Genomic DNA, 16,168 nt, shown 5'->3' with positions numbered 1-16,168 from the left:
CGTATCTGCCCACGCCCTTCAACGGCGCGAGCGCGGGGCCTCGGACCGGATCGTGAACTCAAGGGCACGACGAGCCCGAGAGGAGCCGGAAACGTGAACGCCACAGTGTCACGGCAGGTGCGGTACGACGGGGCGAAGTCAGCGGTCCAGACCGCATGCACCGGTCAGGTCGGCGGCGACCTGGACGACGCGGTCGCGACCTTCCTGGAAGTCCGTCCGCGACTGCTGGCGATCGCGTACCGCTTCCTCTCCAGCGCGGCCGACGCCGAGGACGTGGTGCAGGAGACGTGGCTGCGCTGGCAGCGGACGGACCGGACAGTGGTCGAGAATCCGCGCGCGCTGCTGGCGACCATGACCACCCGGCTCGCGATCAACGTCAGCCAGTCCGCGCGGCGACGCCACGAGACCGCGATGACGTCCGCGGCCGCCGAGCGCATCGACGACGGCGAGGACCCGGCGGCCGCGGCCGAACAGAGCGACGCGGTCGAGCACGCAGTACTGATGGTTCTGCAGAGCCTGTCCCCCAGGGAACGTGCGGCCTTCGTACTCCGCGAGGCTTTCGACTACTCGTACGTCCAGCTCGCCGAGTTCCTCCACCTCGGTACGGCGAACAGCCGCCAGCTGGTCTGCCGCGCCCGACGACGGATCGCGACCGACAACCAGGCAATCGTCAGCACCGCGTCACACCAGCACTTCGTACACGCATTCCTCGACGCCGCACGCGCCGGAGACCTAACCGGTTTCGAAGAACTCCTCACCGCCGACCTGGCCGCGTGACCGTTGCACCTCCTGACCAGTCGCGGCCGCCGTACGCACCGGTCGCCGGGCGAGCGCGACCGACGCGATCCAGCGACTCATCGAGTTGAGCCGGCCCAGCGGTACGGCGTGGGCCCTGGGCACGCCGGCGTGTATGCGTGCCGTGGTCACGGACGGGGTCGCCGCCGAGCCGTCGTACCAGGAGGCGATCGATCGCCTCGACCAGACCGAGGTCCGCGTGATGCGTGCTCGCACCCGGCTCCTGTACGGCGAATGGCTGGCCGGCCGCAACCGTCCGGCCGACGCCCGGATCCAGCTGGCCGTCGCCCACGAGATGTTCGACCGGATGGGCGCCGAGGCGTTCGCTGAACGCGCCCGGCTCGGACTGAATGCCGTCGGCGCGGACGTCCGGGTATCGCGTCACGCCGCGACATCCGCACCGCTCTCCCGCAGGGCGCAACGAGCCCGGTCTAGCGGCGGCGCTCTTTGCTCAGTTCGATTGCTTCCTGCAGGGCGGCGAGGATGTAGCCGGGGACCTTCATGCCCTGGTGCTGCGCCCACAGCAGCTCGCGTTCGACCAGGCTCACCTGCCGTACGACGTCCTCGAGGTTCCGGTCGAAGTCGAGTGCACGCGCGACGTCACCGAAGTCCGCACGCTGGCGGCGGTTGTTGACGCCGACCAGCCCGAACGATCGTCGGCGCAGGACCCGCGCCAGGTGGAGCTGCCAGTCCCGAAGGCCTTCGTCCCGCACCAGCGACTCGGCCGACATGCGGTAGAACGCGAAGTGGCCCGGCTCCTGCCGCCTGATCGGAGCCACGACCGTCGACGCGATCGCGTGCTCCCCCATCGTGCGCAAACCGTCCACCAGCCGCGAGTACGCGATCACGGCGGACCGCTCGGTGGCCGCGCCCGTCAGGTAGTAGAGCAGGCGGATGACATCGAGCATGCCGGGCAGATGTGACAGCAGTCCGGCCAGCTTGATCGGGACGCTGACCCGCGACAGCTCGCTCGGCGCCGCCGTCATCCCGATCCGGTGCTGGACCGCGTCGAGCAGTACGCCGTGCTGCAGCTCCTGCGGCGACCACACGTCCTCGTAGAAGAACCTGTCCGTTTCCGTTGCGTCAGGCATCAAGGCCCGCAGCTCGAGCACGTTGCGTTCGACCTCGAACTCGACGCGGGTCAGGTAGTTGAACACGGCGCCGTACCGACGTCGTACGCCGTCGGGATCCTTGATCGTCAGATCGGCCGAATCCAGCAGTAACGGCGGATGCTCGTCCGCGAACGCCTCGACGAACTGGCGGAGCCCGCTTCGCGTCGCGTGTCTGCGGAGCGGGCTCCGGGGCGGCTTGACAGTCAGGTCGGTCACGGAGTCCTCGCTAGCTGCGGGCGGCCTGTTCGATCACCCGCGTGGTCGTCTTGGGGTCGCTGATCAGGCCGAGGTGTCCTTCGTCGAACTCCGTGACGTGGGCGCCGGCGCGCTCGGCCATCGCCCGCTGGACGTCCGGCGGGATGATCTTGTCGCCGGAGCCGATCAGGTACCAGGACGGGATCGTCTTCCAGGCCGGCGTACCGGACTTGTCGGCCAGACCGCCGAACGCACCCGGTCGCTGGGTCGCGTAGACCTTGGCCTTCTCGTCGTCGTCCAGACCGGTTGCGAACGACGCGAAGACGGTCGGCCGCTTCAGGTACAGATCGGTGGTCGGCCCCGGCGGACCGTCCGGGACGAAGTCGAACACCTGAGTCGGATCCGGGTTCGACAGGTGCGAGTCCGGTCCAGCGGCCTCGAGCGCCGACTCGCCCTCGTCGAGCGCGAACGCGTTGACGTAGACGAGCGCCCTGACGTTCGGGAGCCCGGCGGCCGCATTGGTGATCACTGCACCGCCGTACGAATGACCGGTCAGGACGACGGGACCGGGCAACGTTTCGAGGAACGCCCGCACGGAGGCCGCATCACCCGGCAGCGAACGCAGCGGGTTCGGGATCGCCCGCACCGGGTAGCCGTCGCCCAGCAGCCGATCGATGACGCCCGACCAGTTCGACGCGTCCGCCCATGCACCGTGAACCAGCACTATCGTCGGCTGGTCCGTGCTGCTCATGTCACTGCTCATGACCCTCTCCTGTTCGGTCGAAAGCTCACCCATTTGCCTCTAGGTCCGGGCACCGCTCTCGGCTGTGACATCGCTCAGCGCCTCGTACAGCGGGCTGTCCGCGAGCAGGTCGTTGCTGTGCCGGGCGTTGTGACGATGCGCGACCCGGCGATGACCTTCGAGGATCGCGGCGATCCCGACGACGCTCCACACCCCGAGTACGACGGCGTGCTGTGCGGCGCCGTGTCCGTTGAAGTAGGCAGCGCTGCGGAGCAGGTTCGCGCCGGCGCCCGGCGGCATCAGCTGGCCGAGCTGGCCGACGACCGACGGCATCAGCTCGGGCGCCGAGGTCACTCCGGCGAACGGGTTCCCGACGAAGACCATGAGGATGCCGCCGATCGCAACCCCGCCCGGGCCGAGCAGCGCGGCCATACCGGCGGCGAAGCTGCTGATCGCGAACAGCATCAGCGACAGCGCGGCCCAGGTCCCGATCCGGTTTCCCGGCAGGGCACCGATGTAGTCCTGCGCCACCAGGTGCACGCACGCACCGGCCAGGCACGAGACCACCGCCAGAGCGACGATCTCCCTGACCGCGGGCTTGAAGCCGACGAGTACGGCGACCAACACGGCCAGGATCACTCCGCCGAGCACGAGCGGCGTCATCGCGGCCGCGAAGGTCGAGCCGCGCGGATCGTCGGTCGACGTCGGAACCACGTCCTGCACCACCGAGACCGCCGCCGGTTGACCGGTCGACGACAGCTGTCCGGCCATCGCCCCCGCGGCCGATGTCAGCAACTGGGCGACGGCCGGGCTGGCGGCGCTGGCGGTGAGGAAGATGATGTGCCGGCTGCTGACCTCGAACGCGCCGTACACCTCGCGGTGCTCGATAGCCGAGCGGGCTTCGGCGTCGCTGGCATACAGGTGCAGATCGAAAGCGCCTGGCCGGGTGCTGGTCAGGCCTTCGGCTGCCTTCTGGGCGGCGACTCCGGTGCCCACCACGCCGACCGGGAGGCTGCGGGCCTCGGTCCGGGACGCCGGCCAGGTGAACGCCAGGACCGCGAGACCGACGATCAGCGGTGCGATCACGGACAGGATCAGTAGCTGGCGCCAGGGCGGATGGTGAACGAGCGGATTCTTGGGCACGGCTGCGCCTTTCGGATGGACTGTTAGATGCTCTCACTAAACGACAATGATCGTTCTCTTTCGACTATACTCTGCTCATGCCGAGGACTTCGGAGAGGTATCGCGACGCCAGGCGGGAGTACATCCTCGACGCCGCCCGCCGCGCCTTCGCGCGGAACGGGTTCCACGCGACGTCGATGCACGACCTGTTCGCGGAGGCCGGCCTGTCCTCCGGCGCGGTCTACCGCTACTTCGCCGGCAAGGACGAGGTGGTGGTCGCGATCGTCGAGGACAACATCCGGCAGATCGGCGCGATGATGCGCGCCGTCACGGTGGAACGCGCCGACGGGTCCTTCGGCGCCGCGCTCGCCGCGGCGGTCGAGACGATCCAGGCCAAGCATCGGGAGAACGGGCTCGCCGGTATCGGCGTACAGGCCTGGACCGAGGCGCTGCGCGATCCCCGGATCGGGGCAGAGTTCGAGGAGTTGCTCACCGGGCTCCGGTCCGAGCTGGCCGAGGTCGTCGCTCACTACCAGCGGACGAACACGTTGCCGGCCGGGCCGTCGGCGCAGTCACTGGCGTCGGTGACGATCGCCGTTCTGGTGGGCTGTATCCAGCAACTCGCGCTGCTCGGACCTGACGCGATCGCCGACGTCCCGGACGCGCTGAGGGCGTTGTGGCCGCCTTCAGCGATCGCCGGCTAGAGCACAGTCGCCGCAGAGCGCGCCCGCGTGGTCGGGCGCGGCGCGGTAGATGAGGCAACAGCTGCGGCGGCGGAAGGTGCCGTCCGTGATGGTGTGAGCCTCGCGGAGAGTCGGGTGCGCCAGAAGGCCGGCGGCCGTCTCGGCGGCACGGCCTGCCAACTGCGGTGCTGCATTGGTGAGCGCGACGCGTGCGCCATTGATCGCGGAGGCAACGTTGCCCCGGAGGATGTGGTCCGAGACAGAGAACCGTTCGGTGGCCTGGTTCAGCGCAGGGACGGGGCCTTCGAAGATCTCGGTGGTGAGGTCGCGTGACTTGCTTGGCGGGGCCAACGACAAAGGAAAGGCTCCGCCCAGGACCGGTTGCCAGTAGACGGCTTCGAGGGCGAGCGGCGGGACGCCGGCGTCCAGGACTGCAGTCGCGAGGGCGGGTGAGACGAGCCGCGCGACCAGGCCGAGGTGGGTGATCGACGCCGCGACGCGCACCTCGACGGCTTCGGGTTCCTGACCGCCCGCGGCCGCGAGATAGGCGCGGGTGGTCATCACCCGGTCCTCGAGTACGGCGGGGTCGTCGAGCAGCTCCGACATGCTCCGCCACGGTGCGGCCGGCGCCGTACCCGAGGGGTGTTGCTCGTGTGCGAAGAACGGGCCGAGGGCAACGACCTGGTCGAGGGTCATACGTTGCGGACCGGCTCCGGCTGCTGCGTATGTGCCTTGCGCGGCTGGAGCAGGCGCTCCGCAAGCGGACCGAAGATCAGGCCGATCGCACCCCACAGCAGGACCTGGGCGCCGACCGAGTAGAGGCGGAACGCGTACAGCCTGTCCGCGTCGAAGCCCGGGAAGACGATGTTGCCCTTCTCGTCGGTCAGCGGCAGCGGCGTCTCGGTGGCGTGCCGTCCGTACTCCTCGACGTTCGCCGCCAGGTGTCCCACCGACGGCAGCACAGCCATCAGTACGCCGATGATCGCGACGTACGCCGCGATCGCGAGCAGGGTCGCGTTCCAGTTGCCGAAGCGCGGCTGGAGACGCTTGCCGAGCAGGACCGCGCCGATCAGCAGCACGATCGAGCAGGCCACCATCGCCAGATACAGGTTGCCGCGGTCGTGGATCGTGTCCTCGTGCCCGATCGCCGGCGGGTTGGCCGGGTACTTGAGGAACGGCACGAAGTAGACCCCGAGGAACCCGCCGAGAGCGACCAGCATCGCGAGGTTGCGCGGGCGCAGCTTGCCGACCCGGCCGAGGCAGATCGCGTAGGCGACCGCGAACAGCGCGCCCATCGCGACACCGAACAGCACGATGCCGGCGCCGACGCCGAGGTTGGCCTGCAGGGTCCGGCTGAAGATCTCGTGACCCGCGTGCTCGACCGGCAGCCCGGCCGCGTGGTCCAGCTCGTGCTGGGCGGCGTCGCGGCCGCTCTCGTAGTCGATGGCGGCCTGGATCTGGGGCTCGGCGAAGATCCGCGCGAAGACGAACGCGAGCAGCCCGGCCGCTGCGCCGGCGAGGGCGCCGCGCAGGATGAGTTTCCTTTCCATGTCAGGAACTCAGTGCCGTCAGTGACAAGGGAAGCCGAGGAAGTGGCGCGCGTCGTGCACGAACTCGTGGATGTGCATGTCCTTGCCGAAGATCGAGTACGCGCCCTGGTCGACACCGATGAAGTAGTAGAGCGCGAACGCGACGATCGCGGTCCCGACCAGCCACATCACAGCCCGCGAGACCGGTACGACGACCGGCGTGGAAACCGAGGTGGGAGCAGACAGATTGCTCACGAGAAGAGCCTCCTTCTAGGGGATCGTGCGTCCCTCATCCAATGGAGCGTCGTGACGACGAAGTATCTGACTCACCGTCCGCCCGAGGGCGACCGGCTCACAGTGGCGCGACCGTGCCGAAGTCTCATCGGCTTCCTTGCGCCGTCACTACGCTGCGAGACTACGGACGCCGCCCGGGCACGTCAATCCGGAGAAAAATGATTCCGGCCACACGTGGTCGGACCGTTACGCTCGGAGGCCGGTGCACCCCGAGGAGGCCCCGTGTTCCAGCCGTTGCACGCTTCTGCGACCCGAGCTGTCGAGAAACTCCGCGATATCGGCGAACCGCTGCCGGACGACCTCGCCAGTCAGTTGGCCAAGCTGGCCGACGATTCCCGGTCCCCGGCCGCGGTCGAAGACCTGCTCCGTCCCTATGTCCTCGTCGACGTTTCGATCGACGAGCAAGGACTCCCGATCAGTACGCCGGCCGCCGCGCAGCCGCGCCTCGTCCAGCACGGCTGGCGTAGCTTCCTGGTCCGGATCGAGAACCCGCATCGGCTGGTCGGCGACCTCGCCGCGCAGTCGAACCATGTGCTCGGCACGACCGACTACCACAGCCACGCCGCGCGGATCGCCATGCCGGACACGCTGACGATCGTGCCGAGGATCAAGAACAGCTGGCTCGAGGTGAAGCTGGCCGGTCCGACGGACGTGTCCGGTATCGACGTCGAGTACAAGGTGATCAGCCTGTACAGCCGTGACGGCGGCAGCCAGAACGGCAAGCTGGGGTTCGTCCTGGCAGTCGAGGAGGCCGAGCACAGCTACACCCGGCCGCCGTTCGCGAAGGCCTGGCGGCGGATGGGATCGCAGAACCTTCCGTACGAGGCGTCGTACGAGTTCGACTGCCTGCCGGCGCGCGACATCCGGTTCGACATCCGCGAGCCGGACGGCAGCAGTTGCGTCGCGGCGCTGACCGTCCGCGACTCCCAGCGGCGCTCGTACCCGTCGAAGGGGATGCGGCTCGCGCCCGACATGTTCTTCCACGAACACGTCTACCGCGCGACCGGCGAGGTCATCACGCTGCCGGCCGGCCAGTACGAGATCTCCGCCCGACGCGGTCCGGAGTACCGCGAGGTCCGCGTCGACGTCGAGCTCACGGCCGAGGACGACGCGGTCACGATCGAGCTCGACCGCTGGGCCGATCCGGCCCGTCACGGGTACTACTCCGGCGATCCGCACATCCACGCCGGCGGCTGCTCGCACTACAGCGTGCCGTCGGAGGGAGTGAACCCGGAGACGATGATCCGGCACGTCCGCGGCGAAGGCCTGTGGATGGGCAGCGTGCTCACCTGGGGACCGTGTTACTACCACCAGAAGCAGTTCTTCAGCGGCTCGTCGATCAGCCCGCGGGCCGAGCTCGAGTGGCCGGCGATGCAGCAGGCGCAGGGGATGAACTGGGAGCCGCAGGACACCGACCACGACGGCCAGAGCCTGCTGCGGTACGACCTCGAGGTGTCGGGCTTCCCGTCCAGCCACTCCGGTCACGTGATCCTGCTCGGGCTGACCGACCAGGACTATCCCGGGACGAAGATCATCGAGGACTGGCCGTCGTACAACCTGCCGGTGATGCGTTGGGGTCACGCGCAGAACGCGATGGTCGGGTATGCGCACTGCGGTCTCGGCCTGTCGGTCGACACGAGTGAACTGCCGAACTACGTGATCCCGGGCTTCCAGTCGATCGGCTCGAACGAGATCATCGTCGACGTACCGCTCGGCGCGGCCGACTTCCAGTGCGGCGCCGAGTTCGATCCCGCCTCCGAGCTCAACATCTGGTACCACCTGCTGAACGTCGGCTACCGCACGCTGATGCTCGGCGAGACCGACTACCCCTGCATCTACGACGACGGCCCGGGCGTCGGGCGTACGTACGTCCAGCTGCCGGAGCCGCCGCACGGCCCGCAGGCGCTGGAATCCTGGCTCGGCGGACTGAAGGACAGGGCGTCGTACTTCGGCGACGGTCGCAGTCACGTCTACGACTTCGCGATCGACGGCGACACGAGCCGCGAGCAGACGGCGGACGCCGCGGGACCGGTCCGGGTCAGTGCGACGGTCGCGGCGTGGCTGCCCGAGGAGCCGCCCGCGCTGCCGGCTGCAGGGCAACCGGCGTACAGCGCTCCGGTCGGCTGGCATCTGGAACGGGCGCGGATCGGCCGGACCCGCAACGTGCTGGTCGAGGTGCTGGTCAACGGCGTCCCGGTCGCGTCGCAGGAGCTGGTTGCCGACGGCAACGAGCAGGCGGTCGAGTTCGAGGTACCGCTGGAGCGTTCGTCCTGGGTCGCGCTGCGGATCCTGCGCAGCGTGCACACCCAGCCGATCTTCGTCGAGCTCGCGGGCCGGCCGATCCGCGCGTCCCGGCGGAGCGCGCAGTGGTTGCACGACTCGGTCGACGCACTCTGGAAGGCGAAGTCCGGCTTCATCCGCGAGGCCGAGCAGGCCGAGGCACGCGAGGCGTACGACGCCGCGCAGGCCGCCTACCTGACCCGGCGCGACGAATCCGAGGTGGACTGATGTACGGCGAACCCGCCGGCTGCTGCGGCCCCGTCGACACCAAGGCGCCGATCTCGGTCACGATCAACCCGGAGGCCCGGGTGAACGTCGCCCGGACCGCAACGCGGGTGGAGCCTGTCGCTCCGGGGCACTGGCATCCGATCGACCTGACGATCGTCAACGACGGTTACGTCACCGGGCAGCTCGTCATCGAGAGCGACCCGGTCCCCGGCGTCGAGCTCGACCTGCCGCCGCACGCCCTCACCGGCGAGCCACGCCAGGAGGGAGCGATCCGGGTCCGCTTCGACTCCCCCGCGGTGGTGGACGTGACCCTCAACTTCCGAGCGCTCGGCGCGCTCGGCGGTCTCGCCAACCACAGCGCGATGCATCTGCTGCTGCGCAGTCAATGAGCAGTCAGTAGGTCTTGTAGCCGATCAGCACGCCAACTTGCCGGTCGGTGCTGTGGATCCGTCACCGGCGACATTATGCCGCTGCGGGCTTAGTCTCGAAGTCCCTGCGTTCTCCCTGCCCACTCTCGAGGCGTCATGACTGAACTCCAGCAGCAATGCGAGCTCCTGCGCTCGCTCCATCGCCCGGGCAATCCCCTGCTCCTGCCGAACGCGTGGGACGCCGCCACGGCTCGAGCCGTCGTCGCAGCCGGCTATCCCGTGGTCGCGACCACGAGTTGGGGAGTCGCTGCCGCCCTCGGTTACGAGGACGACGAGGGCGCGCCGGGTGACGAGATGCTCGCCGCTGCCGGCCGGATCGTGCGCGCTGTCGACGTACCCGTATCGGTGGACGCCGAGGCCGGCTACCGGATGGAGCCGGCCGAACTTGTGGCCGCGCTGCACGCCGTAGGCGCGGCCGGCTGCAACCTCGAGGACTCCGACCACAGCACCGGCGGCATCCGCGATACCGCCGTTCACGCGGAGTGGCTGGCCGCGATTCGTGCGTCCGCGGCCGCGATCGACTACCCGCTCGTCATCAACGCCCGGATCGACGTGTTCGTCCCACCGTTCCTGGCCGGCGCCGGGATGGAAGCGTACGGAGAGCTGGTGCCGGCGGCGACCGACCGGGCGAAGGCCTACCTGGACGTGGGCGTCGACTGCGTCTATCCGATCGGCCCCTGGGAATCCGACGCGTTGGGCCAGTTCGTCTCGGACGTCCAGGGCCCGGTGAATGTCACGCACTGGCCAGAGCGCCAATCGTCGGCGGAGCTGGCAGAGCTGGGCGTGGCCCGGGTGAGCTGGGCCATTTTCCTCTATGAGGACGCGATGGCCCGGTTCGCCGACGATCTCGGCACGCTGCAGCGCTAGGCCGACTCGAGAGCGCTCAGCGGCAGGTGGCCGAGCTGGTTGCGGGAGGTGATCTCGAGCTTGGCGTACACCTTCCGCAGGTGCCATTCGACCGTATGGCGGCTGATGTACAGCTCGGCGCCGATCTCCGGGTTGGACAGTCCGTCCCGGGCGAGCCGCGCGATCTGCGACTCCTGCCGGGTGAGCAGGTTGCGGGGTTCCGCTCCGCGCTTGCGTGCGGTCTCACCGGTGGCGGACAGCTCTCGCCGCGCGCGCTCGGCGAACGCCTCCGCCCCGATCCGGCTGAAGATGCCGTACGCCGTCCGCAGCTGCTCGCGAGCATCGACGCGGCGCGCCTCGCGCCGCAGCCACTCGCCGTACGTGAGCCGTGCCCGGGCGAGATAGACGACGACGCGGGTCCGCTCCAGCCGCGCGATCGCCTCCTGGTAGAGCGAGTCGGCGGTCTCGCTGTCGCTCAGCATCGCCTGGGTCCAGGCCTGGACACCGAGCGCCCAGTCGGTGCCGGCCGAGGTCGTGCGGTCGGTCAGGCGTCGCAGGGCGTCCGCTGCTTCGTCGTACGCTCCGCTGCGGCTGCCTGCTTCGATCAGCTCGACCAGGGCGAGCCCGTAGATACCCAGGTCCTCGTACTCGCAGGCCACCCGAGCATGGGCCAACGCGTCGTCGTAGTGGCCCGCGGCGTTGTTCAGCACGGCCATCGCATACCCCTTGCCGCTGATCCCCCGTCCTTCGCCCCGCTCGGTCACGTCCGCGATCCCGTCGGCGAAGGCAGCGAGCACCGCGTCGGGCTCGCCGCCGCTCCAGGCCATGAGCATCAGCGTCGGATAGCCCACGGTGGCGCTGCCGGTTGCCGCCGTGATCCCGTCGCCTTCCGTGAGCAGTGTCGATGCCGCTGCGAACTCACCGGCGTGGAGATGCACGAAGGCGCGGTACCCCAGCGCCAGGGGCAGCGCGGTGAGCGCACCGGACTCGCGGCACACCCGCACGGCCTTGGTCGCCAGGTCGTGCCACTTCGCGTCGTCCCACAGTTCGCCGGCAACCAGCCAAGGGATCCAGAACCACCGCAGTACGTCGTTCTCGTCGTCACCGTCCGCGTGCACGAACGCTTCCATCGCACGCTGCAACGGTTTCATTCCGGCGATATAGCCGTCCATGTACAAGGTCGACAGACCGTCGAGCAGGAGATGCCCCGGCCGGTCGGTGCGTCGCCCGGGAGGGGCCTTCCGGGCCGCCGACGCGACCGCCTGCGGGCCGACCCCACGATGGACGCGGCCGACGTAGATCGTCGCTCCGAGCGCGTCCAGGTAGGTCTCGCGGGCCGCCTCGGCGTCGTACGGCGCGAGCTTCTCGGCCGCGTCGAGCAACACCGGCGGCGCCTCGATACCACGACGTACGGCGAAGACGATCTGCGCGCGGAGACGAGCTAGCTGGGCGCGCCCGAGGCCGTCCAGCGGAGTGCCTTCGGCCATCGCCAGCAGTCGCTGTGCACCTTCCAGTGCACCCGAGCCGACCTTGGCCTCAGCCGCGGCAAGTGCCCGCAGGCCCCGACGGCCCGGGTCCGGAGTGAGCTCGGCGGCTCGCTGCAGGAACGCGGCGGCAGCGGCGATCCCGCCGCGAGCCCGCGCCCGTCCGGCCGAGCGCTCCAGCTCGTCGGCGACAGACTCGTCCAGGCCGGGTGCCGCATGGCCGCGATGCCAGGCGCGCCGATCGGCATCGCGGTCGGCATCGGTCGCCTCGGCCAGGGCCGCATGAACCCTCAGCCGGTCGCTCGCCGACGCGGTCCGGTAGACCGCCGAGCGCACCAACGGATGCCGGAACCGGACGTAGGCAGCGAGCTCGATCAGGCCCGCCTCCTGCGCGGGCACCCCGGCCCCGATCCTCAGCCCGAGCAACCCCGCGGCCCGCCACAGCAGCGCGACGTCACCCACCGGCTCGGCCGACGCCATCAGCAAGAACAGCCGGGTCTCCTCCGGGAGCGACTCGACCTGCCGCAAGAAGCTCCGCTCGAGCTGGTTCGCGAGCGGTGCCGCGCTCGGAAGCTCGAAGCCGCCCGCCAACTCGGCCGGACTCAGACCTCGTGGCAGCTCGATCAGCGCGAGCGGGTTCCCGCGCGCCTCGGCGATGACCCGGTCGCGGACCTGATCGTCGAGCCGCCCGGGCCACGCCGCGTCGAGGAGGGCGCGAGCGTCCCGGTCCTTCAGCCCGCCGAGAACCAGCTCCGGCAGCCCGTCGAGTTCGCGCACCTGACCGGTTTGCCGGACGGCGAACACCATCCCCACCGACTCCGCCAGCAGCCGGCGGGCAACGAACGCGAGCGTCAGCGCCGACGCCTCGTCCAGCCACTGGGCGTCATCGATGACGCAGAGCAGGGGCTCGTCCTCGGCGGCCTCGGAAAGCAGTCCGAGTACCGCGAGGCCGACGGCGAAGCGGTCCGGCGGGGCCTCCGCAGTGAGCCCGAACGCCGTCTCGAGCGCCCGGCGCTGCGGCTCGGGCAGCCGCTCGCGTAGCTGCAGCAGCGGCGCGCACAACTGATGCAGCCCCGCGTAGGCGAGCTCCATCTCGTACTCGACCCCGACCGCACGCGCCACCCGGCACCCGGTCGCGTTCTGCTGGAGGTAACCGAGCAGCGCCGACTTCCCCGCGCCGGCGTCCCCACGCACGACCAGCACCTGGCTCTGCCCCGTCCGCACCCCCTGGACGAGCCGGTCCAGCACCCCGCACTCGTCCTGCCGACCCCGCAACCCGTACTGCGGTTTTCCAGTCGACATGACCTGGGACGCTACCCGGGCAGGCGCCCTGCTGCCAAGGAAGATTGCTTCTTGTGCGGCGCGGTGGGCCGGGAGAAAATCACCGGTACGGTCGCCCTCCACGTCCGCGTGATACCGCTGCCCCGGTTAGGAGTGACGTGAGATTTTCGTTCCGTGCTGTCCCCGCTCTCGCCATCGGTGGTCTGGTCGCCGCTCTTCTGGTCCCGCAAGTTTCGGCCGGCACCCCCACCTCGACCTCCGCTTCCGCTTCCGCTTCCGCTTCCGCTTCCGCTGAAAGCGTCAACCTCTCGCTGCTGCCGGGTGCTGTCGCCTCGGCCAAGTCGCAACGGATGACTGCACCCGCGTTGACCTACGCGCCCGCCAACGCGACCGACGTCTTCGTCCACAACGGCTGGACGTCGAACTACGCGTCGGTCGGCAGCGGGTACGACCCGACGCAGGACTGGTTCCAGGTGAAGCTGGCCACGCCGTCGCCGGTGTACGAGGTGTTCACCCGGTGGACCTCGCCGGCCAAGCCGTCGCAGTACGACCTGCAGGTGTCCACGGACGCCGACTGCCAGGCGTGGACGACGGTCGCCCAGGTGGCGAACCCCGCCGACAAGGACTCCCAGGTCATCGATCACCAGGACCCGGTCACGTGTGTCCGGATGCAGGCGCTCGCGACCACGTCCACGGTCGGCTACACGATCAACGAGTTCGAGATCTGGTCCGGTCCGAAGCCGCCGCCCACGGTGGGACAGATCATTCCCGTCCCGGTGAAGCAGACGCCAGGTAGCGGCCAGCCGTGGCAGCTCACGGACACGTCCCGGATCGTCGTCTCGAGCAGCGCGCTCAGCGCCACGGCCGAGGTGCTCGCCGGGTACCTCCGCCCGGCCACCGGGTTCGTACTGCCCGTCGTCACCGGCTCCCCCACGGCGGCCGACATCTCGCTGGCCACCGGTTCGGTACCCGGCATCCCGTCGGACAAGACCGACGAGGGCTACTCGCTGACCGTGTCGAGTGCCGGCGTGAAGATCGTCGCGCCGCAGGCCCACGGCCTGTTCAACGGCTTCGTCAGCCTCCGACAACTGTTGCCAGCAGCAATCAACTCGCCGGCGACCGGCGCCGGTCCGTGGACCGTACAGCCGATCACCGTGCTCGACTACCCGCGGTACCCGCATCGAGGCCTGCAGCTCGACCCGGCCCGCAACTTCATGACCGTCGCTGAGATCCGCTCCATGATCGACCAGCTGGCCGCGCTCAAGGGCGACCGGCTGCACCTGCACCTGAGCGACTCGCAGTCCTGGCGGCTGGAGATCAAGGGCTACCCGGCTCTGGACGGTACCGGCTGCAACGGAACGGCGTGCATCGCCGGCTTCTACACGCAGGAGGACTTCAAGGGCCTGGTGAAGTACGCCGCCGACCGCTTCATCGAGATCGTCCCGGAGCTGGAAGGCCCGGCCCACGCCACGGCCGCGGTCCGGTCGCTGGGCGGCGTCGCGGTGATGGGCTGCCAGGGCCAGACGCAGACCGACCGGTTCTGCACCAACCCGAACGATCCCGCGAGCGAACGGGCCCTCACCTTCTGGCGGGACGCGATCGCCCAGCTCTCGGCCATCTCCCCCGCACCGATCATCCACATCGGCGGTGACGAGGCCATCGGCATGCCCCACGAGGACTACAAGTGGTGGATCGGCCAGATGGAGAAGATCGTCAACGCCAACGGCAAGCAGATGATGGGCTGGAACCCGGCGCTCGAGGGTTACGCACCGGGCTCGACGTCCATCAACCACTACTGGTCGGACTACACCGGCGGCGGTCCGCCGCTGATCAAGCCCGAATGGTTCAACCAGCACCGCGAGGTCATCACGACCCCGGAGTGGAATGCGTACCTCGACTTCGGGTACGACGGTTCGCCCGGCCGCACGCCGCGTACCGAACTCGACAAGGCGTACGGGTGGGATCCGGAATGGGTCTACGAGAAGTACCGGTCCGTGTGGGCGCAACCGGCGTACGGCGGTCCGAAGGCCGAGGACATCATCGGCATCGAGGCGCCGATCTGGGGTGAGCAGATGCGCGGGCTGGCCACCAACGAGTACATGGTCTTCCCGCGGCTGGCCGGGATCCTGGAGAAGGCGTGGTCGCCGAAGGTGCTGACCCAGGACTACGACTCGTACGTGCAGCGGCTCAGCGTCGCCGGACCGCGGTGGGCGTTCGCAAACGTCAACTACGGCTCGATCGCCCAGGTCAACTGGACGCCGGACTCGATGGGCACGGTCACCCGCTTCGGCGTCGACCGGACCGTCACCAACGCGTCGCTGGGACGTCTGGCGGCCGGTTCGATCCCGCCGGGCGAGGTCACTGCCTCGATCGACTGGGGCGACGGGTCCGCGGCCGAGACTGCTCCTGTCGCGGGACGCGACTACGTGGCGAGCCAACGTCAGGGCCGCAGCCTGATGACCGTCAGCGGCTCGCACACCTATCCCGCCGACGGGACCTATCACGGCACCGTCACCTACACCCGCCAGGCCCAGACCTGGGTGGTGCCGTTCGTCGCGACCGGCATCCCGTCCTGTACGACGATGCTGAGCGGCACCCACAACGGCCCGCTCAATGTCACGTCAGGCGTCGCCTGCTTCGACGGCGCAACGGTCTCCGGACCGGTGACCGTTGCCGCAGGCGCCGGGCTCTACGCCTCCGGGTCGGAGTTCCGCGGTCCGGTGACGGCCTCCGGCGCAGGCGAGGTCCTGCTCTGCGGTACGACGGTGTCAGGACCGGTGAGCGTGACCGGTAGGACCCGCGTCTGGCTCGGCAACGCAGGCGGCGACTGTGCGCCGTCGACGATCCGAGGCCCGGTGTCCCTGCAGAACAACACCGGCTCCACGATCGTCTCCGGCAACCACATCAGCGGCCCACTGTCCTGCTCCGGCAACACCCCCACCCCAAGCAACGCCGGCCAACCCAACACGGTCTCCGGCCCCAAGTCAGGCCAGTGCGCCCGACTCTGACACCTCATCCCTAAAGCCATCACCGAGTGGTGGGGGGGGGGGGCGGGCCGGGGGCCCCACGGGGGTGTTGTGAAAGATGGGGGGGGTGGGGGGGGGCGGGGTCGAGGTGGGGGGGGGGGGGGGGTGATTATTGAGGGCCGT

14 protein-coding genes and 1 riboswitch are annotated in these 16,168 nt (G+C 69.5%); of the genes, 6 read left to right on the top strand and 8 right to left on the bottom strand.

Features of this window, described 5'->3' with window-relative positions; all coding sequences use genetic code 11:
- Positions 1 to 93 precede the first annotated feature (93 nt).
- Positions 94 to 777, top strand: a complete 684-nt coding sequence (locus tag ABT313_RS41055) for a sigma-70 family RNA polymerase sigma factor (RefSeq protein ID WP_350865894.1) — start codon at positions 94 to 96, stop codon at positions 775 to 777.
- On the opposite strand, the gene ABT313_RS41050 is transcribed toward ABT313_RS41055, so the two are convergent.
- The 4 genes from ABT313_RS41050 to ABT313_RS41035 are packed head-to-tail and all read right to left on the bottom strand — an operon-like array spanning position 755 to position 3,987.
- Positions 755 to 1,180, bottom strand: a complete 426-nt coding sequence (locus tag ABT313_RS41050; protein ID WP_350865892.1) for a hypothetical protein — start codon at positions 1,178 to 1,180, stop codon at positions 755 to 757. The genes ABT313_RS41055 and ABT313_RS41050 overlap by 23 nt on opposite strands.
- A 46-nt stretch (positions 1,181 to 1,226) precedes the next feature.
- Positions 1,227 to 2,123 carry a GTP-binding protein LepA gene (locus tag ABT313_RS41045; protein WP_350865890.1) on the bottom strand — a complete coding sequence of 299 codons (897 nt, stop codon included), beginning with the start codon at positions 2,121 to 2,123 and terminating at the stop codon, positions 1,227 to 1,229.
- Positions 2,124 to 2,133: 10 nt separating this feature from the next.
- Positions 2,134 to 2,865, bottom strand: coding sequence for an alpha/beta fold hydrolase (locus tag ABT313_RS41040; RefSeq protein ID WP_350865888.1), 732 nt, complete (start codon positions 2,863 to 2,865; stop codon positions 2,134 to 2,136).
- Between the two features lie 39 nt (positions 2,866 to 2,904).
- Positions 2,905 to 3,987, bottom strand: coding sequence for an ABC transporter permease (locus ABT313_RS41035; protein ID WP_350865886.1), 1,083 nt, complete (start codon positions 3,985 to 3,987; stop codon positions 2,905 to 2,907).
- Positions 3,988 to 4,064: 77 nt separating this feature from the next.
- Between ABT313_RS41035 and ABT313_RS41030 the strand changes: the two genes are divergently transcribed.
- The gene (locus tag ABT313_RS41030; RefSeq protein WP_350865884.1) at positions 4,065 to 4,670 is read left to right on the top strand and encodes a TetR/AcrR family transcriptional regulator; all 606 of its coding nucleotides are present in this window, start codon (positions 4,065 to 4,067) and stop codon (positions 4,668 to 4,670) included.
- Here the strand turns inward: ABT313_RS41030 and ABT313_RS41025 are convergent.
- The 3 genes from ABT313_RS41025 to ABT313_RS41015 are packed head-to-tail and all read right to left on the bottom strand — an operon-like array spanning position 4,653 to position 6,433.
- The gene (locus ABT313_RS41025; protein WP_350865882.1) at positions 4,653 to 5,345 is read right to left on the bottom strand and encodes a (2Fe-2S)-binding protein; all 693 of its coding nucleotides are present in this window, start codon (positions 5,343 to 5,345) and stop codon (positions 4,653 to 4,655) included. The two genes, ABT313_RS41030 and ABT313_RS41025, sit on opposite strands and share 18 nt — an antisense overlap.
- Entirely contained in the window at positions 5,342 to 6,199 is an 858-nt protein-coding gene (locus ABT313_RS41020; protein WP_350865880.1) for a CbtA family protein, read from the bottom strand. The genes ABT313_RS41025 and ABT313_RS41020 overlap by 4 nt, the downstream gene beginning before the upstream one ends.
- 18 nt (positions 6,200 to 6,217) lie before the next feature.
- Entirely contained in the window at positions 6,218 to 6,433 is a 216-nt protein-coding gene (locus tag ABT313_RS41015) for a CbtB domain-containing protein (protein ID WP_238159688.1), read from the bottom strand.
- A 39-nt stretch (positions 6,434 to 6,472) separates the two neighbouring features.
- A riboswitch (cobalamin riboswitch) is annotated at positions 6,473 to 6,594 on the bottom strand.
- 100 nt (positions 6,595 to 6,694) lie between these two features.
- Here ABT313_RS41015 and ABT313_RS41010 point away from each other — a divergent pair.
- The 3 genes from ABT313_RS41010 to ABT313_RS41000 all read left to right on the top strand — a co-directional run bounded on the left by ABT313_RS41010 (position 6,695) and on the right by ABT313_RS41000 (position 10,275).
- On the top strand, positions 6,695 to 8,980 hold the full coding sequence (locus tag ABT313_RS41010; protein ID WP_350865877.1) for a CehA/McbA family metallohydrolase: 2,286 nt from the start codon (positions 6,695 to 6,697) through the stop codon (positions 8,978 to 8,980).
- Positions 8,980 to 9,369: a hypothetical protein gene (locus ABT313_RS41005; protein ID WP_350865875.1), complete on the top strand. Its 390-nt coding sequence runs from the start codon at positions 8,980 to 8,982 to the stop codon at positions 9,367 to 9,369. The genes ABT313_RS41010 and ABT313_RS41005 overlap by 1 nt, the downstream gene beginning before the upstream one ends.
- Before the next feature lie 135 nt (positions 9,370 to 9,504).
- The gene (locus ABT313_RS41000; RefSeq protein ID WP_350865873.1) at positions 9,505 to 10,275 is read left to right on the top strand and encodes an isocitrate lyase/PEP mutase family protein; all 771 of its coding nucleotides are present in this window, start codon (positions 9,505 to 9,507) and stop codon (positions 10,273 to 10,275) included.
- Here ABT313_RS41000 and ABT313_RS40995 read toward each other — a convergent pair.
- Positions 10,272 to 13,040: a helix-turn-helix transcriptional regulator gene (locus ABT313_RS40995; RefSeq protein ID WP_350865871.1), complete on the bottom strand. Its 2,769-nt coding sequence runs from the start codon at positions 13,038 to 13,040 to the stop codon at positions 10,272 to 10,274. The two genes, ABT313_RS41000 and ABT313_RS40995, sit on opposite strands and share 4 nt — an antisense overlap.
- 329 nt (positions 13,041 to 13,369) lie before the next feature.
- Here ABT313_RS40995 and ABT313_RS40990 point away from each other — a divergent pair, with 329 nt between their 5' ends.
- Entirely contained in the window at positions 13,370 to 16,027 is a 2,658-nt protein-coding gene (locus tag ABT313_RS40990) for a beta-N-acetylhexosaminidase (RefSeq protein WP_350865869.1), read from the top strand.
- Positions 16,028 to 16,168: the final 141 nt, after the last annotated feature.

The organism is Kribbella sp. NPDC000426, from assembly GCF_040300265.1.
In the GTDB taxonomy this organism is placed as follows: Bacteria; Actinomycetota; Actinomycetes; order Propionibacteriales; family Kribbellaceae; genus Kribbella.
This window is presented reverse-complemented; position numbering and strand designations above follow the sequence as displayed.

Excerpts from the sequence above, each read along its gene's own strand:
- ABT313_RS41040 (WP_350865888.1), bottom strand. The coding sequence starts at position 2,865 with ATGAGCAGTGACATGAGCAGCACGGACCAGCCGACGATAGTGCTGGTT.
- ABT313_RS41030 (WP_350865884.1), top strand. The coding sequence starts at position 4,065 with ATGCCGAGGACTTCGGAGAGGTATCGCGACGCCAGGCGGGAGTACATC.
- ABT313_RS41025 (WP_350865882.1), bottom strand. The coding sequence starts at position 5,345 with ATGACCCTCGACCAGGTCGTTGCCCTCGGCCCGTTCTTCGCACACGAG.
- ABT313_RS41020 (WP_350865880.1), bottom strand. The coding sequence starts at position 6,199 with ATGGAAAGGAAACTCATCCTGCGCGGCGCCCTCGCCGGCGCAGCGGCC.
- ABT313_RS41005 (WP_350865875.1), top strand. The coding sequence starts at position 8,980 with ATGTACGGCGAACCCGCCGGCTGCTGCGGCCCCGTCGACACCAAGGCG.
- ABT313_RS41000 (WP_350865873.1), top strand. The coding sequence starts at position 9,505 with ATGACTGAACTCCAGCAGCAATGCGAGCTCCTGCGCTCGCTCCATCGC.
- ABT313_RS40995 (WP_350865871.1), bottom strand. The coding sequence starts at position 13,040 with ATGTCGACTGGAAAACCGCAGTACGGGTTGCGGGGTCGGCAGGACGAG.
- ABT313_RS40990 (WP_350865869.1), top strand. The coding sequence starts at position 13,370 with ATGACTGCACCCGCGTTGACCTACGCGCCCGCCAACGCGACCGACGTC.